Source organism: Halobacillus andaensis (assembly GCF_014636475.1).
Classification (GTDB): Bacteria; Bacillota; Bacilli; order Bacillales; family Halobacillaceae; genus Halobacillus_A; species Halobacillus_A andaensis.
This window is the reverse complement of sequence record NZ_BMEL01000003.1, coordinates 694,317-718,386: the sequence shown is the minus strand read 5'-3', so window position 1 is coordinate 718,386 and position 24,070 is coordinate 694,317. Positions and strand designations below refer to the sequence as shown.

The 24,070-nt window shown below is 37.6% G+C and carries 19 protein-coding genes and 2 pseudogenes; 11 read left to right on the top strand and 10 right to left on the bottom strand.

Annotated features, from left to right (window positions below; all coding sequences use genetic code 11):
* Positions 1 to 42: 42 nt before the first annotated feature.
* The 4 genes and pseudogenes from groL to IEV27_RS14615 all read left to right on the top strand — a co-directional run bounded on the left by groL (position 43) and on the right by IEV27_RS14615 (position 3,888).
* Positions 43 to 1,677 carry a chaperonin GroEL gene (gene groL, locus IEV27_RS14625; RefSeq protein ID WP_188378220.1) on the top strand — a complete coding sequence of 545 codons (1,635 nt, stop codon included), beginning with the start codon at positions 43 to 45 and terminating at the stop codon, positions 1,675 to 1,677.
* A gap of 819 nt (positions 1,678 to 2,496) precedes the next feature.
* Positions 2,497 to 2,637 (top strand): annotated as a pseudogene (locus IEV27_RS20165) (IS91 family transposase); the annotation flags it as partial.
* Positions 2,638 to 2,679: 42 nt separating this feature from the next.
* The gene (locus tag IEV27_RS14620) at positions 2,680 to 3,423 is read left to right on the top strand and encodes a threonine/serine exporter family protein (protein WP_188378219.1); all 744 of its coding nucleotides are present in this window, start codon (positions 2,680 to 2,682) and stop codon (positions 3,421 to 3,423) included.
* A gap of 18 nt (positions 3,424 to 3,441) precedes the next feature.
* A complete protein-coding gene (locus IEV27_RS14615) occupies positions 3,442 to 3,888 on the top strand; it encodes a threonine/serine exporter family protein (protein ID WP_188378218.1) in 447 nt (148 codons plus the stop codon).
* Positions 3,889 to 3,935: 47 nt separating this feature from the next.
* On the opposite strand, the pseudogene IEV27_RS14610 reads toward IEV27_RS14615, so the two are convergent.
* Positions 3,936 to 4,148: pseudogene (locus tag IEV27_RS14610) on the bottom strand (ATP-binding protein); the annotation flags it as partial.
* A 1,790-nt stretch (positions 4,149 to 5,938) separates the two neighbouring features.
* Here IEV27_RS14610 and IEV27_RS14605 point away from each other — a divergent pair.
* The 5 genes from IEV27_RS14605 (at position 5,939) to IEV27_RS14585 (ending at position 12,220) form a co-directional block, all read left to right on the top strand.
* Positions 5,939 to 6,943 carry a LacI family DNA-binding transcriptional regulator gene (locus IEV27_RS14605; protein WP_188378217.1) on the top strand — a complete coding sequence of 335 codons (1,005 nt, stop codon included), beginning with the start codon at positions 5,939 to 5,941 and terminating at the stop codon, positions 6,941 to 6,943.
* 158 nt (positions 6,944 to 7,101) lie between these two features.
* Positions 7,102 to 8,775, top strand: coding sequence for a glycoside hydrolase family 13 protein (locus IEV27_RS14600; RefSeq protein WP_188378216.1), 1,674 nt, complete (start codon positions 7,102 to 7,104; stop codon positions 8,773 to 8,775).
* Between the two features lie 18 nt (positions 8,776 to 8,793).
* Entirely contained in the window at positions 8,794 to 10,032 is a 1,239-nt protein-coding gene (locus IEV27_RS14595; protein WP_188378215.1) for a sugar ABC transporter substrate-binding protein, read from the top strand.
* Positions 10,033 to 10,102: 70 nt separating this feature from the next.
* Positions 10,103 to 11,377 carry a sugar ABC transporter permease gene (locus tag IEV27_RS14590; protein WP_188378214.1) on the top strand — a complete coding sequence of 425 codons (1,275 nt, stop codon included), beginning with the start codon at positions 10,103 to 10,105 and terminating at the stop codon, positions 11,375 to 11,377.
* Complete coding sequence (locus IEV27_RS14585; RefSeq protein WP_308808333.1) at positions 11,378 to 12,220, top strand: sugar ABC transporter permease; 843 nt, start codon at positions 11,378 to 11,380, stop codon at positions 12,218 to 12,220.
* Positions 12,221 to 12,995: 775 nt separating this feature from the next.
* Here the strand turns inward: IEV27_RS14585 and IEV27_RS14580 are convergent.
* The 4 genes from IEV27_RS14580 to IEV27_RS14565 form a co-directional block, all read right to left on the bottom strand.
* The gene (locus IEV27_RS14580; protein ID WP_188378213.1) at positions 12,996 to 13,439 is read right to left on the bottom strand and encodes a tripartite tricarboxylate transporter TctB family protein; all 444 of its coding nucleotides are present in this window, start codon (positions 13,437 to 13,439) and stop codon (positions 12,996 to 12,998) included.
* 1 nt (position 13,440) lies between these two features.
* A complete protein-coding gene (locus tag IEV27_RS14575; RefSeq protein WP_188378212.1) occupies positions 13,441 to 14,922 on the bottom strand; it encodes a tripartite tricarboxylate transporter permease in 1,482 nt (493 codons plus the stop codon).
* Positions 14,923 to 14,934: 12 nt separating this feature from the next.
* On the bottom strand, positions 14,935 to 16,047 hold the full coding sequence (locus IEV27_RS14570; protein WP_229735371.1) for a type 2 periplasmic-binding domain-containing protein: 1,113 nt from the start codon (positions 16,045 to 16,047) through the stop codon (positions 14,935 to 14,937).
* Between the two features lie 106 nt (positions 16,048 to 16,153).
* The gene (locus tag IEV27_RS14565; protein ID WP_188378210.1) at positions 16,154 to 17,023 is read right to left on the bottom strand and encodes a LysR family transcriptional regulator; all 870 of its coding nucleotides are present in this window, start codon (positions 17,021 to 17,023) and stop codon (positions 16,154 to 16,156) included.
* Positions 17,024 to 17,160: 137 nt separating this feature from the next.
* Between IEV27_RS14565 and IEV27_RS14560 the strand changes: the two genes are divergently transcribed.
* Positions 17,161 to 18,276 (top strand): 2-methylaconitate cis-trans isomerase PrpF family protein, encoded by a 1,116-nt coding sequence (locus tag IEV27_RS14560; RefSeq protein WP_188378209.1) that lies wholly within the window; start codon positions 17,161 to 17,163, stop codon positions 18,274 to 18,276.
* A gap of 1,815 nt (positions 18,277 to 20,091) precedes the next feature.
* On the top strand, positions 20,092 to 21,186 hold the full coding sequence (locus IEV27_RS14555) for an L-dopachrome tautomerase-related protein (RefSeq protein ID WP_188378208.1): 1,095 nt from the start codon (positions 20,092 to 20,094) through the stop codon (positions 21,184 to 21,186).
* A 219-nt stretch (positions 21,187 to 21,405) separates the two neighbouring features.
* On the opposite strand, the gene IEV27_RS14550 is transcribed toward IEV27_RS14555, so the two are convergent.
* The 5 genes from IEV27_RS14550 to IEV27_RS14530 are packed head-to-tail and all read right to left on the bottom strand — an operon-like array spanning position 21,406 to position 23,721.
* Positions 21,406 to 21,705 (bottom strand): spore coat protein, encoded by a 300-nt coding sequence (locus IEV27_RS14550; RefSeq protein ID WP_188378207.1) that lies wholly within the window; start codon positions 21,703 to 21,705, stop codon positions 21,406 to 21,408.
* 18 nt (positions 21,706 to 21,723) lie between these two features.
* A complete protein-coding gene (locus tag IEV27_RS14545; RefSeq protein WP_188378206.1) occupies positions 21,724 to 21,918 on the bottom strand; it encodes a hypothetical protein in 195 nt (64 codons plus the stop codon).
* A gap of 17 nt (positions 21,919 to 21,935) precedes the next feature.
* Positions 21,936 to 23,072: a zinc-dependent alcohol dehydrogenase gene (locus IEV27_RS14540; protein ID WP_188378205.1), complete on the bottom strand. Its 1,137-nt coding sequence runs from the start codon at positions 23,070 to 23,072 to the stop codon at positions 21,936 to 21,938.
* An 18-nt stretch (positions 23,073 to 23,090) separates the two neighbouring features.
* Positions 23,091 to 23,459, bottom strand: coding sequence for a spore coat protein (locus IEV27_RS14535; RefSeq protein WP_082234572.1), 369 nt, complete (start codon positions 23,457 to 23,459; stop codon positions 23,091 to 23,093).
* Positions 23,460 to 23,475: 16 nt separating this feature from the next.
* Positions 23,476 to 23,721 carry a spore gernimation protein GerQ gene (locus IEV27_RS14530; RefSeq protein WP_188378204.1) on the bottom strand — a complete coding sequence of 82 codons (246 nt, stop codon included), beginning with the start codon at positions 23,719 to 23,721 and terminating at the stop codon, positions 23,476 to 23,478.
* Positions 23,722 to 24,070 lie beyond the last annotated feature (349 nt).

The window sequence follows — 24,070 nt, the reverse complement described above, 5'->3', positions numbered from 1 at the left end:
CAATTCTATCGATACGAATTTTGATAAGGAGGGCATTTTATTATGGCTAAAGAACTTAAATTTAGTGAAGACGCACGTCGCGCAATGCTTCGTGGTGTAGATACATTGGCAGATGCCGTTAAAGTAACACTAGGACCTAAAGGACGTAACGTCGTTCTAGATAAAAAATTCGGCTCCCCGCTGATCACAAATGACGGGGTAACGATCGCGAAAGAAATCGAACTCGAAGACAACTTCGAAAATATGGGTGCACAGCTTGTGTCTGAAGTAGCTTCTAAAACAAACGATGTTGCTGGTGACGGTACAACAACAGCAACGGTACTTGCGCAAGCAATGATCCGTGAAGGACTTAAGAACGTAACGTCCGGCGCGAACCCAGTAGGCATTCGCCGCGGAATTGAAAAAGCAACAGCAGTTGCTACAGAAGAACTGCGTAAAATCTCTAAGCCAATCGAAGGCAGAGAGTCCATCTCTCAAGTAGCTTCCATCTCAGCTTCTGATGATGAAGTGGGACAGCTTATCGCTGAAGCTATGGAGCGCGTTGGTAACGACGGTGTTATCACGATTGAAGAATCTAAAGGATTCAACACAGAACTAGAAGTGGTTGAAGGAATGCAGTTCGACCGCGGATATGCTTCTCCATACATGGTGACTGACCAGGATAAGATGGAAGCGGTTCTTGAAGATCCTTACATCTTAATTACAGATAAGAAAATCAACAACATTCAAGAAGTTCTTCCTGTCCTTGAGCAGGTTGTACAACAGTCCAAGCCGCTTCTATTAATCTCTGAAGACGTAGAAGGCGAAGCATTGGCTACATTAGTTGTAAACAAACTTCGCGGAACATTCAACGCCGTATCCGTTAAAGCACCAGGCTTTGGCGATCGCCGTAAAGCGATGCTAGAAGACATTGCAGCCCTAACAGGTGGTCAAGTCATTACCGAAGATCTAGGACTAGATCTGAAGAATACAACACTCGATCAGCTAGGCCGCGCTTCTAAAGCCGTCATTACAAAAGAAAACACAACAATCGTTGAAGGTGCAGGAAACCCTGAGCAAATCGCTTCCCGCGTCGCTCAAATCCGCACCCAGGCAGAAGAAACATCTTCTGAATTCGACAAAGAAAAACTACAAGAGCGCCTAGCGAAGCTTTCAGGCGGAGTAGCCGTTATCAAAGTCGGTGCCGCAACTGAAACAGAGCTGAAAGAGCGTAAACTACGCATTGAAGATGCCCTAAACTCTACTCGAGCAGCTGTAGAAGAAGGTATCGTGGCTGGTGGTGGTACTGCACTCGTGAACATCATCAAGTCTGTAGAAGGTCTAGGCCTGGCAGACGATGAAGCAACAGGTGCAAGCATCGTACTACGCGCCCTAGAGGAGCCAGTACGTCAAATCGTACACAACGCCGGCCTTGAAGGATCCATCATCGTTGAGCGCCTTAAAGGCGAAAAAGTCGGAATCGGCTTCAATGCAGCAACAGGCGAATGGGTCAACATGGTTGAACAAGGTATCGTAGACCCAACAAAAGTTACTCGTTCCGCACTGCAAAACGCAGCATCCGTAGCGGCTATGTTCCTAACTACTGAAGCAGTAGTTGCAGACCTTCCTGAAGAAGAAGGTTCTGGCGGCGGCATGCCTGACATGGGCGGTATGGGTGGAATGGGCGGCATGATGTAATAACGCTCAAACCACTTATGTAATAGGGTTTTTTCCGCATTACAAATAAGTTTTGACTGGATTTTTCTATAAAAAGTTTGAAACACACAAAAAAGTCTCTGGAAACTCTTCAAGTAATGTATAAATAGTTAGTAATTAAAGGACTACTTCCTAAATAAAGGAGGTAGTCCTTTTTTGCTTTTAAAGTTTGCATTTCAGGTTTTTTAGAAGACCGTAAATTCTAGCCTTGTAAAAACATTTCTAAGAGAGTGGCAAAACTATGGTAATAATGCTGGAGCGATAAATACAAAATTACAACGAATCAGGGCATTTTTAAATTATTTGGTTAAAGAAGGTGTCATTAAGGAAAATGTAGTTTCTCAATTGCTTGGTATAGATTTCAGAGGCATAAAGGCCCCATATGAGAGCTAATATTTCGTGGGGATTTATAATACTATCTAAGTAACAAATCCTTTTCGTAGGAGCTGTATTTAACTTCGTTACAATCCAAATAACTTTTTCCAAATGGATTTGTTTTTTAATTCCCTCTACTTTATTTCGGGCATCTGGCCATCGTAAACCGAGTGAACGATGGCCCCTGCCACTGTTCCGAACGCCAACAGAAAAAATAGCAGATATTATTGATATCTAATGTCCCCATAGACGAATGGTTTATACATCCAAGAAACCTAGGTTTGGAAAGGGACTAATTCACACCTCTTTTCCTGATAGTTCTTTTATTAGTTTTTGTTCAAAGTAAAGAATGTATAACTTTTGACAATACTACAGCCCTTGATGATGTGGTATTGTACTTGTATGGAGACGAATATTTTACGATGAATTTTCTTTGATGAACATCAACATTGGGAAGCCTTTAAGAACAAATATGGAGCTAAGATCCGGCCAGTCGTGCAAAAGAAAGTGGAGAAGTTTCGAGATTGTGGAAATTTTAAAAAGGGTTTTAAGCTTTTAGTATATGAATAGACACACTAAACATACTGTAATACGAATTGAGGTGACCGAGTGGAGCGTACAGAGGACTTAATTGAGTTATGTTTATTAATTGGGAAGATAATGCAACAAAATGGAGCGGAAACCTATCGTGTGGAAGATACGATGACGCGGATTGCCCAATCTTTTGGACGGGATGAAGCACAAAGTTATGTAACACCTACTGGGATTGTGTTTACGATTAGCCCTGGTGCCCCTGCAAAATTAGTAAGAGTTTCAGCACGAGAGACAAATCTCGAAAAAGTAAATCTCGCGAATAATGTCTCTAGAAACATTACAAGTGGAGACATGTCTACTCACGTAGCGTATAAAGAGCTTAGAAAAATTGAAACCAGTCCTACAGATTATTCCATGCGCATGCAAATCATCGCTGCCACGTTAGCGAGTGGTTTCTTTAGTCTCATGTTTCAGGGGAGTTGGTACGATTTCCTACCAGCCTGCATAGCAGGAGGGCTAGGATTTATTGCATTAATTAACTTTATTCGATTATTTGAAATTAAATTTGTTGCTGAATTCATTGCTTCGTTGTTGATTGGTTTTACAGCCTTTTCCCTTTTTTCATTAGGTATCGGGAAGGAAGTTGATAAGGTAGTTGTTGGTTCTATCATGCCGTTGGTCCCTGGCCTGCTCATCACCAACGCTGTAAGGGATTTGATGGCAGGTCATCTTATCTCAGGACTCGCCAAGGGGGCGGAGGCCTTTTTAACGGCTTTTGCAATTGGTGCGGGTATTGCTGTTATGTTTGCACTATTTTAGAGATCGTGAGGAATGACTATGTTGATTGAATATGCCGTAGCAAGCTTTTTTGCATCAGCTGCCTTTGGAATGATCTATCAGGCGCCAAGAAATACGATTATCAATTGTGGTCTCGTCGGCATGATTGGTTGGGTCATTTACATATCCTTAGTATGGGAAGAAGTCGACAGTGTCCCAGCTACACTCATCGCCTCCTTTGTTATTGCCATGGTCAGCCAGATGCTGGCAAGGATATACAAAACGCCTATGATTATATTTAGCGTACCAGGAATTATTCCTCTCGTACCAGGAAGTCTCGCGTATGACGCCATGCGAAACTTTGTGCAAAATGACTACAGCGTCGCTATCTCCATTGCAGCGAAAGCTTTTATGATATCTGGTGCTATTGCATTTGGGCTCGTGTTCTCGGAAGTGCTTAACCAGATTATAAAAAAGATGAGAAAAACAAAAGCGCAATTGAGGTAATGGGTGAGCCTCACTTGCGCTTTTGTTTGTCTTTATAATCCACTAGATTAATCCTTGTTTTGGCATTCAGCTATAAAGTCATTCGCCGTGATATAAAGGGCTGTATGGCCTTGTGTAAGGACTTCTACTGTCATGGAAGTGGCTAAATGCGTTTTCCCTACACCAGTTGGGCCTAGGAGGATAATATTCTCGCCATGATGTATGTATCGCCCGGTTAGAACTTCTTTAATTCGCTTCTTATCTATACTTGGTTGAAAAGCAAAATCAAAATCGCCCTACAACTCAAACAGTACTCACCTCAAAGCAGTGTTAGATTGATTCCAGGTTTGGCTAACTCCTTATGAATATACTCACAATCTGACTTTCTTCTAAAATTTGATGACGATTACTTCTCCGGAAACAGTAATTCCTGCAAGTCTTGATCCGATAACTCTTCTTCCAAAGGCCAACTAACATTTTTGTCACTAGCTCTTCTCAAGTATTCAATTATCGTTGTTCGGGAATTCGAACTGCTCAAGGCAATTCCCCTTTGACCAATGTCTTGGGCATGCAGTCGAAGGGTTTATCGGTATTTGACCATAAAAAAACTCCTAAATAAATGATTTACACCGTAAGATGCAATTGATTTATATAGAAGGAATGGTCCTTGGAATATACAAAAATTTGTCACAGGTGAACCAAAAAGATAGCAAAGGTGGAACAATCTAATGGCTGTATTCAATTAGTTTTTAACTTATGTCCCATCTTTATCTCACTTTTTTAATGATAAAAGTTCAAGAAAGTTGATAAAAGAAATAAATACCAATTTTCTCTTTTCCACTAACTTTTTGTTCAATTAATAGGTAAAGTAAAAAGACTAGTATAATTGGTCCTAAGATATTAAACATAAAAAACTCCTTGTACTTTAATATCTTTCTCATAAAAAGGTAAAAGAGCTATAGGGGGAGTTTAATAAAATATTAATACAATAGATGGAAATACAAGAATAGGAGGAAGCCAGAATGTCCAATGATAAGATTGCCGTAATAGAAGCTGTCCAATCAATAATCAACAATCCAGAGAAGACAGAAAACGACATCCAACGTTTCTTAGAACAGAATACATGAGCTTATCCCTTTGCCTTTTATGTTAAATTACCTTCTTCATTTTAATTCTGTATTTGCTGCCACTTTATCAACCAAGTTTTGATGTTATTTACGACGTGAATACTTTGTAGATCTTATAGTGATAGGTCTTTCATTTAGAATAAAGTCTGTTCCAAAGACATGAAAAAATCATCTAGGTGATGTTAGGGTGACTGGATTATGACTGGATACTGTTGATAAAGTATTAAAACTTATTGTGCTTAAAAAATTTAATTGTTGACGAAAACCTAATAATAATAGGGTTCCGTGGATCTTATTATTGTCCTATTAATTAGCCGAGTGAATGGGCGGCATGATGTGATAACGCCCAAAATACCGCTATGAAGGGGGTTGTGGCCTAGTGTAATCCCTGATTGACATACTTTTTGTCATTCGAAAAATAGAAATATATATTATAGTTAGCCTCTCCTTAGTTCACAGAACTTTTGAGAGGTTTTTGTTGTGGTTATAAGACTTTTATCCTCAAAATATCAATACCTTACTAATGGAACCGTCAAGTGATTCTGGCCAGTTTTTGCTCGATAGGTTTACGGCTCTAATGGTTCTCGTCATGTTGAATACGGTACTGATTCATTTTACCTTTTCCAGCCTCTCTAGGTTCAGGCGCTTCTTGGGCGACATAAGGACGGGGCTTTATCTAAGCGGATGGAGCGATAATACACAAGGATTCTTTAGTGGCCTCAAACGGTTTGTGCAAGATATGCAAGCGATCGGCTGCCTGTAAGATATTAAGGAATATATTAAAAAATAGTTTGGGGTTTATCAAGGGGGCATTAGTTTGATGGGGTTTATGTTTCGGCTAGCTATAAAAGTGAAGGGTTAAACAATTAAAAAAATATTGAAAGGGTTATCATTTTATGATAAGTTATTACGTAACCGGTTACGTAAAAGGGAGAATATGACTTATGGCTTATACAATTAGGGATGTTGCAAAAAAAGCAAATGTATCAACAGCTACGGTATCTAGAATATTGAATGACCTAGGCGGATATTCTGATAAGACAAAAATGAAAGTATTAGATGTTATTCAAGAATTAGAGTACTTTCCTAGTGGCATTGCCAGGGGACTAACTAATAACAGAACACATACCATAGGTGTATTAGTGCCAAATTTAACGAGTTCTCTCATAGCTGAGTTTTTAACCGGTATTGAGTCAGTTGCACACAAGGTAGGTTCCAGTATAATAGTTTGTCATACTGAATCACAAGGGATAAAAACAATGAAGTATCTTCAGTTATTGCATGAAAAAAGAATTGATGGACTAATCATTGCAAGTACAGTATTAAAAGAAGAATATTATGATTATATTGTTAAAATGAATGTCCCTTTAGTTCTTTTATCTGCTTATTCTGAGTTCCCGGTCCCTTATGTTATTGCAAATGATCATCAGGCAGCATACTCGGCTACCAAACATTTAATACAAAATGGACATAGTAAATTAGGGATGATAAGTGGAAATAAAGAAGAATGGATTGCTGGTAATACTATTCCGCGTGTAGAGGGCTTTAAAAGAGCTCTATCTGATTTCAACATACCAATTGATGATCGTTGTATAGAATACGGGAGATTTTCTATTGAGGATGGGGTTAATTCTCTTAGGAAGTTATTAGATCGAAATCCTGATGTTACAGCTATCTTTGCTGAAAATGATGAAATTGGTATAGGTGTTTTGTCCGCTGCTTTTGAACTAGGAATTAGTGTTCCTAAGGATATTTCTGTTATAGGTATGGACGATATAAATTTGTGTAAATTTATGAATCCACCCTTGTCTTCTATTTCACTTTCACATCATGAGATGGCCGAAAAGGCTGCAGGGATGATCTTTAAAATGATTGAATCGGGTTCAAAGGTGGAAAATAGTATACTTGGCCATCAACTTGTAGAGAGACAGAGTGTACGTTCTCACTAGTCTCTCTTTTAATAGGGGTTCAACGTAACCGGTTACGTAATAAAAAAATAGTAAGGATGATAAATATCTAGATTACTGGATAATTTTTTTATGAATATTACGTAACCGGTTACGTAAGTCAGAAAATATAGTAGAGGATACTTGAGGAGTGAATAATCTTGCAGCAAAAGTGGTGGAAAGAAAGCGTAGTTTATCAAGTTTATCCAAGAAGTTTTATGGATAGTAATGGTGACGGGATCGGGGATATACAAGGGATTATTCAGAAATTAGACTATCTTAATAATTTGGGAATAGACGTTATTTGGATATGCCCTATGTACAAATCACCCAATGATGACAATGGTTATGATATTTCTGATTACCAAGACATTATGGAAGAATTCGGGTGTATGGAAGACTTTAATGAATTGTTAGAAGAAGTCCATATACGCGATATGAAACTAATTATAGATTTAGTTATTAACCATACAAGTGATGAACATCCTTGGTTTATTGAATCAAGTTCTTCAAAAGAAAATCCTAAACGGGATTGGTACATTTGGCAAAAAGGAAGAAACGGTCATCCCCCCAATAATTGGGAGTCAATCTTTGGAGGATCAATATGGGAATATGATGAACAAACAGAAGAGTACTATATGCATTTATTTTCAAGGCGACAGCCTGACCTGAACTGGGAAAATCCAAATGTACGTAATGCTTTGTACAATATGGTAAATTGGTGGCTTGATAAAGGAATAGACGGTTTTCGTATAGATGCTATCTCTCATATAAAACGGCAACCGGGCTTCCCTAATATGCCTAACCCGGAAAAATTAGATGTAGTACCTGCTGCAAAATATACAACTAATGTAAAAGGGATAGAAAACTTTTTAAGTGAATTCTCAAATAAGACTATAAAAAATTATGATGTCATGACAGTGGGAGAAGCTGGAGGAGTATCGGTTGAGGATTCAGAATTTTGGGTCAGTGAGGATGATGGCTGCTTTGATATGATATTTCAATTTGATCATGTAGGTCTATGGGATAAAGGTACCCAGAATAATAAAGAAATCTTAGGTTTCAAACGAGCGCTGACAAAATGGCAAGAAGGATTGCAGGGTAAAGGCTGGAATGCTTTATTTTTAGAAAACCACGACCTTCCAAGGAGCGTGTCATGTTGGGGGGACGAGGAACTTTATTGGAATGAAAGTTCTAAAATGCTTGCAACTGTTTATTTTTTGATGCAAGGTACTCCTTTTATCTATCAAGGTCAGGAAATTGGAATGACTAATGTTAGGTTTGACAATATTGAGGACTATAATGACGTTGGAATGTTGAATTACTATAAGTTGAAGAAACAACAAGGAATGTCTCATGAAGACTTAATGGAAGTAGTTTGGTCTAAATGCCGTGATAATTCTAGAACGCCGATGCAGTGGAACTCCGAGGATAACGCTGGATTTTCAACATCAAAAAGTACGTGGTTAAAATTAAATCAAAACTATGTTTCTATTAATGTCGATGCTCAAATGAAAGAGGAGAATTCCATTCTTAATTATTATAAAGATTTAATTCAACTCAGAAAGAAACATAAATTATTTGTCTATGGTTCTTACCAGTTATTACTGCCTGATCATCCTGAGATTTTTGCTTACTTAAGAGATTTTCAAGGACAGAAAGGTTTGATTATAGGTAATATGACTGACAGAACAACTGACTTTCAATTACCAAACGATCTTAATTTCAATCATGCTTCCCTTGAACTTACAAATTATAAAATAAAACAGCCCACCTTAAAGAGAAAAATGACTTTTGAACCTTTTGAATCATGTGTTTATTTGTTTAATAAATAACTCTAGGGAGGAAACAAAATGTTAAGTAAAAGTTATGTATCTGCAGGGTTTTTGATATTAGTGTTTTCGATACTTTTAAGTGCTTGTGGGCCGCAACGAGAAGTATCACAAAATGAAGAAGAGCAGAGTGAACCGGAAAAACCTGAAGAGTTAACATTATGGGCATGGGAAGATACTAAAACAGCATTTCAAGAAGTTGGGGATAAATATACAGAAGAAACCGGTATTAAGGTAAACGTAGTGGCTGCAGAAAATGCTGATATCTCTCTAGATGCTCCTGCAGGAAGAGGGCCTGATCTTTTTTATGAAACACATGACCGAATTGGGGATGCCTACTTACAAGGACTAGCGGCAGAAATTGAAATAACAGATGAACAATTGAAAGGATACCAACAATCAGCAATTGAAGCATTCACCGTTGAAGGAAAACTTTTAGGGATTCCATCCTCAGTTGAAACTATTGGCTTATTTTATAATAAAGAACTCGTTCCTGAAGCACCTCAAACAATAGAAGAAATTAATGAAATTGCTGAAGAGTTAACAAACACAGACGAAGATGAATTTGGGTTTTTAAATATTACTTCTGATTTCTACCCCACATTTCCTTTCCTGACTGCGGCGGGAGGATATGTTTTCGAAAAAAGTGAACAAGGGGGATATGATACTAGCGATATCGGTTTATCAAGTGATGAAGTAGTTGAGGGGGCGGAAATGATCCAGTCATGGCACGAGAATGGATATATCCCAGAAAGCCTTACTTACGATGTAATGAATGGATTGTTCCGAGAGGGAAAAGTTGGGGCCATTATTTCAGGACCGTGGGGCATTCCGGATTTTGAGGAAGGTTTAGGAGATAAGTTAGCTATTGCTCCTCTCCCAACCTACAAGGGAAAGCAGTTAGAATCTTTCTTAGGTGTAAAAGGATTAGCAGTATCCGAATATAGTGAAAATAAATATTGGTCAACAGATTTCGCGTTATTTATGACAAATACTGCAAACTCTGAGTTGCTCTTTGAAAACACTAAACGTCTTCCAGCACGGGAGGATGTGAGTATTGAAAGTGAACTCTATCAAGGAATTCAAGACCAACTTCAATACGCTGACCCTACGCCAAATATTCCGGAAATGGCTCAAGTTTGGGAGCCAATGGGAGACGCTTTAGTATTCATTGGTGAAGGGGAAGATCCTCAGGAAGTATTGAAAGAAGCTGAAGCAACGATAAAAGAGCAAAATTCGCTACTTGGTGGGGATAACTAAATTAGTCAGCAAGTATGGTGAAAGAATGATAAACATTCATTCACCAAAGATGTATAAGGTGGTGTAAAAATTGGCTAAGCAAACACATAACCCAAAGGTAGCAGTTACATTATCTCTCGTTCCTGGATTAGGTCAATTGTATAATCGTCATTATTTAAAGGGAGCAACTTTTTTACTTTTAACAATATCCTTTATTTTATTTTTCTATCAATTTTTAAATATAGGATATTGGGGACTCTTAACTCTAGGTGAAATTCCTCGATTAGACGATTCTCGTGTCCTGCTAGCTCAAGGTATAATCTCACTTATAATAACAGGGTTTGCAATAACTTTTCATGTATTGAATTTACTCGATGCTTATAAAGAAGCGGTGAAATTCCAACAAGGAGTTAGACCTGATAGTCTGCGAAAAAGATTCCGAGCAGGATGGAATAAAAGTTTTCCATATATACTTATTGGTCCGGGCCTATTCTTGTTAATTTTTGTTGTTATTTTCCCACTATTATACATGGTTTCTATTGCATTTACAGATTACAATTTATATAATTCTCCACCAAAAAATTTATTGAATTGGGTAGGATTCGAAAACTTTATATCTTTAGTTACGGTACCCATTTGGCGTAGTACATTTTTTAGTGTTTTTTTATGGACAGTGATTTGGACATTAGTCGCTACTACTTTACAGATAGCTTTAGCGCTAATTCTAGCAATATTTGTGAATGACCCTAGAATCAAATTTAAAAAGTTTATTAGAACAGTGTTAATATTACCCTGGGCTGTACCAGCATTTGTCACTATACTGATTTTTGCTGCCCTGTTTAATAATGATTTTGGTGCAATTAATAACGATATCTTAGGGCCGCTTTTTAATCAAGCGATCCCTTGGATGACAGATCCATTTTGGTCAAAAATTGCTCTGATTGGTATCCAAGTCTGGGTAGGCTTCCCCTTTGTATTCGCTATATTTACTGGGATACTCCAAAGCATATCTAAAGATTGGTATGAAGCAGCAGATATGGATGGAGCGTCGAGTTGGCAAAAATTTAAAAGTATTACATTCCCACAAGTAATGTTTGCAACTGCACCAATTCTTATTATGCAATATGCGGGAAACTTTAATAATTTTAATATAATCTACCTCTTTAACCAAGGTGGACCTGCTGTACGGGGGCAGAATGCTGGTGGTACGGATATTTTGATTTCATGGGTTTATAATTTAACTTTTGAAACTCAAAATTATAACATGGCAGCAGCCATTTCGATAATTATAGGTTTAATAATTGCCGGATTTGCTTTCTATCAATTCAGGCGCACGCGTTCCTTTAAAGAAGAGGGGGAGATGTAAGTGACTAGAAAGACTAAGAGCAACCTTCAAGTTTTAGGAATGTATTTGTTTATTGGAGTCGTTTTCGTCTTTATTTCCTACCCGTTGTTATGGACGTTAGGTTTGTCTCTAAACCCGGGGACAAGCTTATATGGGTCTACAATGTTTCCAGAAAACTGGTCGTTTGTTCATTATAAGTGGCTCTTTTTTGATCCTAGTAGTGATTATTTACTCTGGTACAAAAATACATTAATTGTAGCAACTATCACATCAATTTGCTCTGTAATAGTTGTTTCTCTTATCGCATATGCCTTTTCTAGATATAAATTTATAGGGAGAAAAAATGGGATATATACCTTTTTATTGTTACAAATGTTTCCCGTTCTTATGGCGATGGTTGCCCTCTATCTTCTTTTAAATTTGGTAAACTTGTTAGATACCTTGACTGGTTTAATATTGATATATATCGGGGGAGCCATCCCACTAAATGTCTTTCTTGTAAAGGGTTATTTTGACACACTTCCACGAGAATTAGATGAGTCAGCAAAAATCGACGGAGCAGGTCATTTTCGAATATTTTTCACCATTATGTTACCGTTAGCAAAACCCATCTTGGCGGTTGTGGCACTCTTTAATTTTATGACACCGTTTATGGACTTTATCTTGCCGAGTATTATATTGAGAAGTCCAGAAAATTTTACTTTAGCTTTAGGGCTTTTTAATTTTATTAATGAACAATTTGGTAACAACTTCACTCGATTTGCTGCGGGTGCAATATTAATAGCAATACCTATTGCCACTGTATTCTTGTATCTCCAACGTTATCTAATATCAGGATTAACTTCTGGTGCTACTAAAGGTTAACTTAAAGCATAGATTACAGTAATTTAAGTGAATTGCTCAAAATTTAAGTCTTAAATTAAAAAGCCTCTCATGAGTCCTTGGAACTCTTAAGAGGCTTTTTATTTAGAGGTTATATATACGACCTAACGGAAAAAAGACTGGAGGTGGACTGAATAACGTTCAAAAATATGGAGGTGTATCTATATCCCTGAAATGTAACTTATCTCAAGACCTGTTTTTAGATAAAAAAATGTCATACTTAATGACAAACTAATGTTGATTATTCTTTAGATACTAATACATAACGGGGAGAACTTTAGTCCTTATATAATACAGGTTAGCTCTTTATAATTAGCTATTTTATTGTATTTATCCCGGCGAAACGATGGGCGGCATGATGTAAGCCGTCCTCAAACCCTTTGCTACACAAGGATTTGAAACCTTATAAATGAATATTGACTGTATTTCTAAAAATCTAGTTATAAAGCGACTCCTTAGGTCATGGACGAAGGAGTGGCTTATTCTTATTGAAAAGCTTACTTTCTAAGAGGTTTCCTTTAAAGGGAAAATAATTTTGTGCAGAAATTAAATAATATAAATTGTTTTTCTTCTACATATAATTTCTATCTATATGAAGATATTACAGGAGACATAGTGCGCAAAGACAGCGGGAGAAAATATGCCCAAACCCTTTTATGTAAGGGTCCATGACTTTTAGTCATTATTGAATGGCATATTCTATGTCATCAAAATCAATGTTAGAAACCTCTAAATTGTTTTTTAGAAACTTTACTATTCAGAGGCCTAACAATACACTCTGCGGCCATGCAATATTTAGTAAATTGCTTAAAACTGTAATGATAACTAAAGCAATGCCAGTGGAGTAGAGAGCCTTAAAGAAAGTGAACTTAGATTCTATAAGTAAAAAGGCAATAAGGTAAATAGTGGAAGCAATTAACAACCCCAATAAAGAAATAGTGATGACGTATCCCACAATCCATCCTGTATATATAATTGGTTTAATAATTAAAACTTTCGGATGCGAACCTTGGTCTTTTTGTTTCCTTATTTTTATAACTTCCTTTACTAGATAAATACCGGATACAATACTACCGGCGATAGAAACATATAAAGGGAAGAATTGGGCTAAGCGGGAAAAAGTAAGCGCGGTAACAGCGGCCCAGACAAAAACAATAAATATACAAAAAGTAAAAATTACATTTAGTGTTTGTTTATTCATTTTACACACCTTCTCTTTGTAAGTTGTTACTGATTTTTTTCATTATGGATCCTCCTGTAAGAAGCATGACAATTAATACTCCGATAGTAATGACAATAGGATTGCTGAGCCATTCCCAGCCGTACCTTTCAATGGAGATCCAATAGTACCTTTCTGCTGATATGGCTAATACAAAACCGATAAGTAAGGGGGGTCTTGGCCAATCAAGGATTGTCATGATATATCCTAATAAACCGATGGCAATAAAGGCTATAATGTCTCCCCAGGCAAAATTACTTTGATAAGCCCCAATTAATAAGAGGATGGTTAGGAAGGGAACAAGCTTCTCTCCGGGAATTAAGCTTAGTTTGGAAATCGGCTTGACTAATGTCATACATAGAATAGCTCCAATTATGTTGGCAATAACAAGTGTCCAAACGATAGATAAGGTGAGAGGCAATTCGGTTGTCAGCATTCTTGGTCCTGCTTCTAGTCCCATTAAAATTAGTCCGCCTAGCAAGATTGCGGTTGTCCCACTGCCAGGAATGCCAAATAGCAGGGTTGGGATGAGAGATCCGCCTTCTTTCGCGTTGTTTGCACTTTCAGGAGCGATGACTCCGCGAATGTCTCCCTCGCCAAACTTATTATTTCTTACCGTCTTTTTACCTGCTCCATAAGCAAGCCAGTCGACGACACTTCCTCCCAAACCTGGAATGAAGCCGATCAGGCTCCCTAAGACAGCGCTTCTCATGATTAAGAACTTGTTCTTAAGGGCGTCACCCACTCCTTTTAGGACCCCGCCTTTTAAGCGATTCGCTTCCGCTACGCTCCCCTTATGGGTCAGCATAGTAATTAGAATTGGAAAGGCAAAGATAGCCAAAGCGACAACGGGCAGGGAAAGACCATTGGAAAGGTAAAGAAAATCAAAGGTATACCGGTACTCCGTAATAGCAGGAGCACTTCCAACGGAACCGATCATTAACCCCATTAAACCTGATAGGGCTCCTTTAGCCGGTGAATCTCCTGCTAAAAGGCCGGCCATGCTCAGTCCAAGCATCGTTAACATAAATAAAACCGGTGAATTGAAACTAGTGATAAGCGGAGCAGCGATTGGAATAGCCAGGTAGAGAGCAACCCCTCCTATAACACCACCTATCATTGAACAAAATAATGCAGCCCCCATAGCCCTGGATGCTTCCCCTTTCTTAGCTAAAGGAAATCCGTCCATAATAGTTGCCTGTGATCCGGAAGAGCCGGGGATACCAAGCAATACAGAAGGAAAGGTATCTCCCGTATGAACCACGGCTACCATGCCAATTAACAGGGCCATCCCGACAAAAGGATCCATTCCAAATACAAACGGCAGTAAAAGTGACATGCCTACTGTCCCGCCTAAACCTGGAAGCAGGCCAACTACAATGCCCAGTCCAATACCAAGGCACATGAATAAAATCCTCGATGGATCTAAAACAATACGTAAGGCTTCCATTGCACTTTCAATCATAATATCCCCCCTCTATAATTTTCTGCCATCAACTCCGTGTTCATTTAAAAGAAATTCATATACCCAATTGATTGTATCCTCATTCATATTTTTCTCTAAGTTATCGATCCTATTTTCTAACTCTGCTTGGGAGTAAATTTCATAATCCTCTAGAATAACAGAAGCCTCTTGATTGAATTTTTCATCTTTAACTAATGTGTTGGCTGCTTTCTTCAATTCTTCTTTTGCACTTTCAGGCGCACTCTCATGAACCCATATCACCTTTTGTAGAGTATAGGTAGCGTTTAGAAAATGTTTATAAGTTTCCCATGCTTGTCCTTTAGGTTCTACACCGTGAAGTTCTTTATAAACTTCTTTTACAGTTGGAAGGTCAGGGAATTGCGGATCCCTCACAACTTCACCGTTTTCATCGATTTGTCCTAAACTGTAGAGTGGAACAGCTTTTCCATCTTTTACCTTAGGTTCTATGTTCTGCTTATAAGCTGTGGTCGTTTGAAAATCAATATTGCTTTCACCTTGTTCAAAAGCTACTCTTGCTGGACCTCTTCCTTCGTAACCCAGTACTGCTTTAGTATCTATCTCTAGTACTTCAAAAGAAATTAATGTCGTTAAATCTAAACCAGTGGGAGACATGCCTGCATAAAAAAGCTTTTCTTTTACTTGGTCAAGATCAAAGCCATCTTTAATGTTTAAATCTGCAGAACCATAAACAACACCTCCCGTAGGAGCTCCAACCAGGGGAGTCAGTTCGTCAAAACTATACTGTACAGATGATTGATCCAGTAAATAAGGGATATGAGTGGAAGCACTTGTTGTTACTAGATTTGTCCCATCCTTATCATAGGAATTTACATATGCATTTGTTCCTGTAATACTTCCACCGCCAGGAACGTTCTCAACTTGAATACTTGGCTGGTTCTCAATATGGTTGGACAGCGGCTTCGTCATAAATCTGGCAAATACATCGGTTCCTCCTCCTGAATCATAGGGAACAACCATTGTTAGAAGATCTTCGTTATAACCTTGTTCTTCTTCCCCGCTCGTTACATTAGAACTAACAAACGATAAGGGCTGGCAACCTGCTATAAAAAGGTTAAGAATCAGTAATAAAGTAAGCGCATACATTTTTCTCACTGCCTTATCCTCCTTCTTTTTTTGTGTTGTCATAAGGTTATAAAAATCAATGTCATAAGTAAAATAGGTAAATATTATCGTTATCTATAAAAAAATTTTATATTTTTACAGTCTGCTGCTTGATTAGGAAATCAATAAAAGCTTTTACAATATTAAGCTGGATAAAGTCTGTCCGGTACATTAACCACGTATCACGCAAGACAGGCTCTCCATTTTTATAGGTTAATCCTTCTGTATACAGATCATCGGAAGGTGTTAAGCAGATTTCGGGCACAACAGAAAAACCTAAATCATTCTTTACCATCTCCTTACTCGTTTCCTGTCTGTCCACTTCCATTGCAGTTAAAGGAGATTGAGAAAAATGATCATTCCACCATCTGCTGATCAGCCGTTTAAGTGAATTATCGGTTTTGTAATAAATAAAGGGAAGCTGGGGGAGTTCTTCTAGGGAAATTTCATTTTTAGATATAATATATAATTGCTCTTTCGTTAAAAGTAATTTTTCTCCTTCCCAATCATAATCCCCCCTTAGGATCCCTAAATGGATTTGAGATTGATTCAATAAGTTCATGATTTCGGTACTCCATCCAGTCTGTACCTTAAATTGAATATTGGGATAAGAAGTTGAGAATTTCTTCAACAATGCGGGGAGCTTATATTGTGCAAAATTACTTGAAACTCCGATCCGAAGAGTGCCTCTCACTTCATTACCAATGTTAAAAATTTCATCTTTTAATGTGAGATATTCCTTAATTCGATCCTTAGCATAATCTACGAGAAATTCGCCTTCAGAAGTAAACTCAATTCCTTTTTTTGTACGAAAGAAAAGCTTGGTCTGAAAAGACTCTTCCAGCTGCTTTAATCGGTAACTGAGCGCAGGCTGAGTAATAAATAATTTTTCAGCTGCTTTTGTTAAACTTTTTTCTTCTGCAATTGCATTTAAAATCTGCCAATCTTTTTGGTCCATAAGATAAAACTCCCTTACTTATAAAATATATTTATACACTTCCATATAGAATTTTGATTTTTCTTATAATTAGATCCATTGTACGCTATGGATACCGTCTGGACAACATTCATTTTTCTATAAGGAGGGCATTTAAAGTGAATAAAGTACCTATTACTTTAATGCGTGGAGGAACCAGTAAAGGGGTATTTTTGCAAAAGAAAGATTTACCTGCAACTGAACAGGAAAGAGAAGAATTTCTGCTGGATATCATGGGCAGTCCAGATCCTAACCAAATAGATGGATTAGGTGGAGCTAATTCTCTTACTAGCAAGGTGGCTATTATTGATAAGAGCAGGAACTCTTCATATGACATTGAATATACTTTTGCTCAAGTAAGCTTATATGATCAAATGGTAGATTTTAAAGGGAATTGCGGAAATATCTCTTCAGCAGTCGGCCCTTATGCAATAGCTAAGGGACTCGTTTCAATAGAAGAACCTATTACAAAAGTAAGAATATACAATACAAATACTAAAAAAATTATTACAGCTGAAGTAGAAGTGGAAAATGGAAGGGTAAAAACAGAGGGAGACTATTCGATCCCGGGTGTACCAGGCAGTGCTTCGCCTATATTCTTATCGTTTGAAAATCCTGAAGGAGCTGTTACAGGAAAAGTTCTTCCTACAGGTAGACCGATAGATATACTATCTTGTTCTTTAGGTGAGGTTCGAGCATCTATAGTAGATATAGCTAATCCCCTGGTATTTGTTCGCGCGCAAGATATAGGCCTTCGAGGAGATGAATTACCAGAGGAATACTCAAAAGCGCAGATTGACCTTTTAGAAGAATTACGTGGAGCAGCAGCCGAGGAGTGTGGGTTTGCATCCAAATCTGAAGCGACGAGGCTTTCCCCGGCAACACCTAAATTAACAGTTGTTTCAAAGCCTTTTGATTATCAAGATACTGCTGGTAAATTTCACAGTGAACAAAATTTTAACGTATTAGTGAGAATGATGTCCATGCAACGCCCCCATAAGGCACTGGCTATAACAGGAGCGGTATGTATCACAGCTGCCAGTAAGATTGAAGGTACTATCCTATCTGAAATTATCGATAAGAATAGTAACACCATTTCTATAGGTCATCCGGCGGGGGTCATGGAAACTATATATAATGAGTTTCCGTTGTCCATTAAAGTCGGTAGAACTGCTCGTCTTTTAATGGAAGGGAATGTATACACTAAGAGTGATTATGGTCAGTCTGTAATTTAAACATTCACATTTATAGCTCAGTGTTTTGAATGCTTCTCTTAAGGTAGACAGGATAAAAAATAACTTGTATACGGGTAAAACCCCATGTTCTCCTTTGGGCAATTGGTATGACTCAGGATTTCTACTAGATAAGGATATATGGAAAAGATGCTTTGCTCATTATCACGAGGCTTAATCGCAGGTGTAATGGAAGTATTACCCCCTTGTAGGAGAAGATGAATATAAAGTTTTCATGAATTAATGGTATCGGTTTGTAATGTCCTAAACGATTCACTATTTATCAATTAAAATTTTTGAATATTACGATCTTTTATGACTGGGTTTTGACTGGATAATGTTCATAAATACTGAGGTGTTATTTAATAAGAAGGAAGTTGTCCAGAGTAGGAAAAGGGGTTATATAAGTATTTTCAACATTCATTATTATCTAATTCTACTACTCAGGTAATGGGCGGCATGATGTGATAGCGCCCAAAACCCTCTAAACATAGAGTATGAGAATGATTTGACTGATATTGACTGGTTTTTAAAATCGTCAACTAAATTTTCAAGCCTCTCAAGAGTTTATAAACTCTTGAGAGGCTTTTCTTTTATTCTTAAATATGAGTTGTTGGAATCCATCATGAATATGAAGCAGAGTGTCGAGCTGGTTCCATATCATATCACTACTCCTTTAGTTAGATTCGCCGGCAGCCCCTAACATATTTTGTAGTGTCATAGCTTCGCTGTTATAAAGGATCTGGCCTCAACACCCCCAATCATGTTTGTATAGAGTGGACAGTATTTCTGATAGGATCCGAGTCCCACAGGGGCGAATCTTTGCCAATAAGGTTCGACTCCCCCAAGATTAACGCATTATTCATTGCGGAGGACTTGTATGACTACAAACAACCCATGTTAAAATCTATTGCCAGAGCAAACTGTTTACATTAATAGTACATCGAAAACTATTTGCTCTGGGTTGAGGGTTGCCTACATGATATTTGGGGAAAGTCTGTCTGAAAAAATAGTTGAAGGAATTTATAATATAAATACAAAACCCTCTTCTCTTGATATAGAGGTGGTTTCACAACTGATTCTTACAGGGAAAGCTCATTCTATATTCAAACAAAAAAAGTCGTTACTTAAGGAAGCGAATAAAATATATAACTCCTACTTTCATATAAGTAACGAATACGAGAACCCGTTAAGTTATTTTCGTTGGCTGCCTATTAACAGTAAAGCACCCGGGCCTTCAAGTTGAGGAAGAAATAAAAAAGAAGCAGGTTTATGTTCTTCATTCAGATCGATTTATCAGTGGTGGACAATCTTCCACTACTAAGTATCTGAGAATCTCTATGGCTGCCACAAATTCCTTTGAAGAATTGAATGAGGGTTTAGAGAGACTTAAAATCCATCTTGATCATCTGGATTAGTTTATGTGAATTATTTTATTTACTTTATACTTGCTATCGAAACTAGAGGGGGCAAGATATTTTGTTTTTTTAATTCATCTCAAAAATGATGTAAATCCATAATATTTAAAAAAAAGAAGCTGATCCTTTATAAGGATAAGTCCCCAATTCTTGAAGACTCAAGGTTAGGGTAAAATAGGTATTCATCTGCGTTTTAGTAGAAACAGTCAAATAAGAAAATAAAATGGAAGAGGTTCCTGAGAAAATGTGATTGACTACGTTCGTTCCTTCGATTCACTTTCATCAGGTTGTTTTATTCCCGTTTTCTCGTTTAATAGAAATACAGCGTAAGAACCAGGCACTAGAAAAGATTTTAATCATATATAGTGATATCCAGTATGAAGTTGGTGAGGTGGATATCTTGGAACCAATGTTGCCTATGGAAAAATTTTTCGGTAAGTTAGAACTAGTTTATGCATTTAATGGGGCAATGCCTACAGGTGTTAGTGTGTCAGAAACCGGTCGGATTTTCATTTGCTTTCCTAAATGGGGAGACGTTGTTAAATTTACGGTGGCCGAAATTGTTGGGGATCAATTGCAACCTTATCCCAGTTACGAAACCAATTTGGTTCACCCAGGGAATATCACAATGTCTTTCATCAGTGTCCAAAGTGTAGTTGCGGATGGAAAGGGAACACTTTGGGTATTAGATACAGCGGCACCGAATTTTTCTGAACCCATTAAAGGTGGGGCAAAATTAGTCGCTGTTGATTTAAAAACCAATACAATAAGAAAAGTATATACCTTTTCAGAAGATGTTGTCCTGCCCACAACTTATCTGAATGATGTCCGATTTGATTTTCGTGTTGGAAATGAGGGTTATGCATATATAACCGATTCATCTTCCAAAGGACCAGGAGCTATTATCGTTGTAGATTTAGAAAATGGAAACGCGTTTAGACGATTAAATGGAGCAAATTCAACTTCGCCCGATCCTTATATTTTACCGAAAGTAGAAGGTGAAATTTTGATGAACCGAAACAAAGATGGCTCAACATCTCCTTTTAGATTGGCATCTGATGGTATAACGATTTCTCCCGATGGGGAAATTTTATTTTTCTGTCCACTTACCAGTCGTCATCTGTTCTCGATCTCAACAGAAGCCCTAAGAGACAGAACGATATCGGACATGGATTTACTATATCAGGTGGAGCATTGGGGAGAGAAAGGGGCTTCTGATGGAATGATCACAGGTGCAAAAGGAACCGTATATGCCGGAGACTATGAAAACAACAGTATCCGTAAGATATTGCCGAATGGCATAATGGAAACAATCGCCCATGACCCGAGAATTTTGTGGCCGGATACTTTTTCAATTGGTCCGGACCAATATTTGTATGTCATTGTGAACCAATTACATCGGCAGGCAAGATTTCATTATGGAAAAGACCTGCGACAAAAACCATATAGTTTACTTCGTATGAAAATTGATGAACTTCCTGCTCCTACCTGTTAATAATAAAAAATGGTTTTTTAAATTTTGAACGAAAAGCATTAAGCCAATAGGTCGTAATTGGCTTAATTTAGCTCTAATCCTAAAAGAAAAGAATCAAATTTAAAATTTAAAAGAAAATGGCGGTTTTAAAATGAGGGAAATTGTATATTTCCCTCATTTAAATATAAATAGTTTATTAGGAACAGTTTTGGTTGGTAATGTTAAAATCCTATTTTATTTTTATAGAGTGGGTAAGTTCAATGCTGTATTGATATTATTTAAATCTAAATTAATTTGTTCGTTTGTATCCCAAGCATGGTACCATCCTTTTTCTTCCATATAAGCGGAAATTTGTTCATGCATATCGAGAGCTTCCATTAAATGGCGAGTGAGCAATTCTTTAATTTCCGGCGTTCCTGCTTCCGTAACGGCCATGGCATAATTTCTAGCTCCACTTTTAGCTGCAATCAATAAATCCATTGCAACCACTTGATCCGATAGGGCATTCATGCCTGTTAATTTTTCAATGATTGGGTTCATGTTCATTCATCTCCTAATTTATTGCTGAGCGTTGGAAAGGATCGAAGCGTATTCTTGTAATTGTCTTGAAGATACATCAATGTCTTGCTGCAGAATATCTTTTAATTGCTGATCTGTAACTAACGCTTTCATGGTTTTGGACTTAGTCAAACAATTGGTCTTGAATGCAGCCATCTCATGGACCTCAAGAACTTCATGTAAGGCGTAGTTCATTTTTTATACCTCCTTCCTCAAGGTTTCAACACGACTTTTATACAATCATCCATTTTTGTGTCAAAAATCTCATAGCCACGCTTTGCTTCACTAAGTGGAAGTACATGACTCACGACATCCCCTGGATCAATTTTTCCAGTCGAAACTAATTCAAACATATATGGCATATAGTGAATGACAGGTGCTTGTCCAGAGCGGATATTGACGTTTCGGTTCATAATATCTCCCATTGGGAATCCATTATATCTGCCACCGTATACGCCAGTAACTTGGATTGTCCCGCCTTTACGCACTGCTTGTGAAGCCATGATAAACGCACTAAATGCTCCGCCTTGAAGTTTCATTCCGCTCGCGAGGAACTCTAAATCAGTCATTTTACCGTCCATACCAACTGCATCAATGACAACATCAGCGCCGCCATTCGTCATTTCTTTCAAATGCATTCCCACATTTTCAAAGTGTTCGAAATTTACAATTTCAACTTTGTTGGTACGTTTGGCGTGTTTCAAACGATAATCTACATAATCTACGGCAATTACACGCTTTGCTCCTTTTAGCCAACAGAATTTTTGAGCAAAAAGACCAACCGGACCACAGCCAAAAACAATAACTGTATCTCCAGCCTTTACGCCTGCATTGTCAACACTCCAAAAACCAGTAGTCATCGCATCGGCAATAACGGTTAATTTTTCATCTGGCTCTTCACAAGTCTCAGGAATTTTGAAATGAGTAAAGTTGGCAAACGGTACTCTTAAATATTCAGCTTGCCCACCTGGATAGCCACCCGTTGTACCCGAATATCCGAAATAGGCACCCATATCACCATTATCATTAGAATTATCACATTGACTTTCCAAATGGTTTTTACAGTAAGAGCATTCACCGCAGGCTATATTAAAAGGAATAATGACTCGATCTCCTTTTTTTAGCGTAGTCACATCTGGACCAACTTCTTCGACGATCCCCATTGGTTCATGGCCAATTACATAGTTTTCTTGCAGGTTAGGAATCATGCCATGAATTAAATGTAAATCAGACCCACATATAGCTGTACTCGTTACTTTAATAATCATGTCATCTGGTTTTTCAATCTTTGGATCTGGAACTTCTTTGACTACAACATTTTTAATACCTTGATACGTTACTGCCTTCATGTTCTACAGCCTCCAGTGTTAGTGTTCATCAGGTGTCCGATCAAACATACCTTTTCTATTGTTATTAACAGGAAATAGATTCATTTTACCCATCATCAATGTGTTGTTGGCAGAAAGTTGATCTAGTTTATACTGTTCACTTAGTTCATTTGGATGGAACCATTTTTTGTCAATCATAAGTTCTGTAATTTCTTGGTGCATGGCAATACCTTGCATTAACTGGTTTCGTAAGAGTTCTCTAACTTCAGGTGATGCAGATTCGGTTAATGCAACAGCGGTATTTCGCACACCTTCTTTGGCACGAAGGAGGAAATCCATGGCAAATGTGGTATCAGCTAGCTCAGGTACATGTAATGAGTTTATAGGGTCTAAATAGTCATTATTCAATGAATTTTACTTCCTTTCAATTTATTATTGGTGTTGGTCGGCTTTGAGGAATAGGAGCTTCAAAAGGTGCTCGGTTATAGATTGCCTGTAATTCTCCAAGCGCTTGCATAGATTGTTCAACATCCTTTTGCATTAATGCTCTCAAATCCTGATCAAAAACGAGTCCTTGCATAAGTTTTGATTTTGCTAAACACAGGGTCTTAAAATTAATAACTTCATGTAGATCCAAGGACTCATGATCGGCTAATTTTTGAGTGTCCATTTTTGGTCCCTCCTTATTTACTTAATCAAAGGTATTGTTCCAAATTGACGATAAATCATTCAGTTTTATAAGATAGGAAAAACGCTCATATTAAATAATGTGGAGAAAATTTCATCATAAGGGATCACTAATAAATATTCGATACACTTTTCTTGGAAGGGTATAAGGTTAACCCATACAACTTTGGAATTAGGAAATGAAAACTTCTAGTTGTAATTTATAAATGACGAGGTTGTCATTAAACTGTTCTTATAGTAAAACTAATGGAAATTAGGTTTTGGTTTAGTTCATAATGGACCTGGTACAGATTGAATTTCTGATTAGGGAATTGGAGAAAGAAAATCCATCA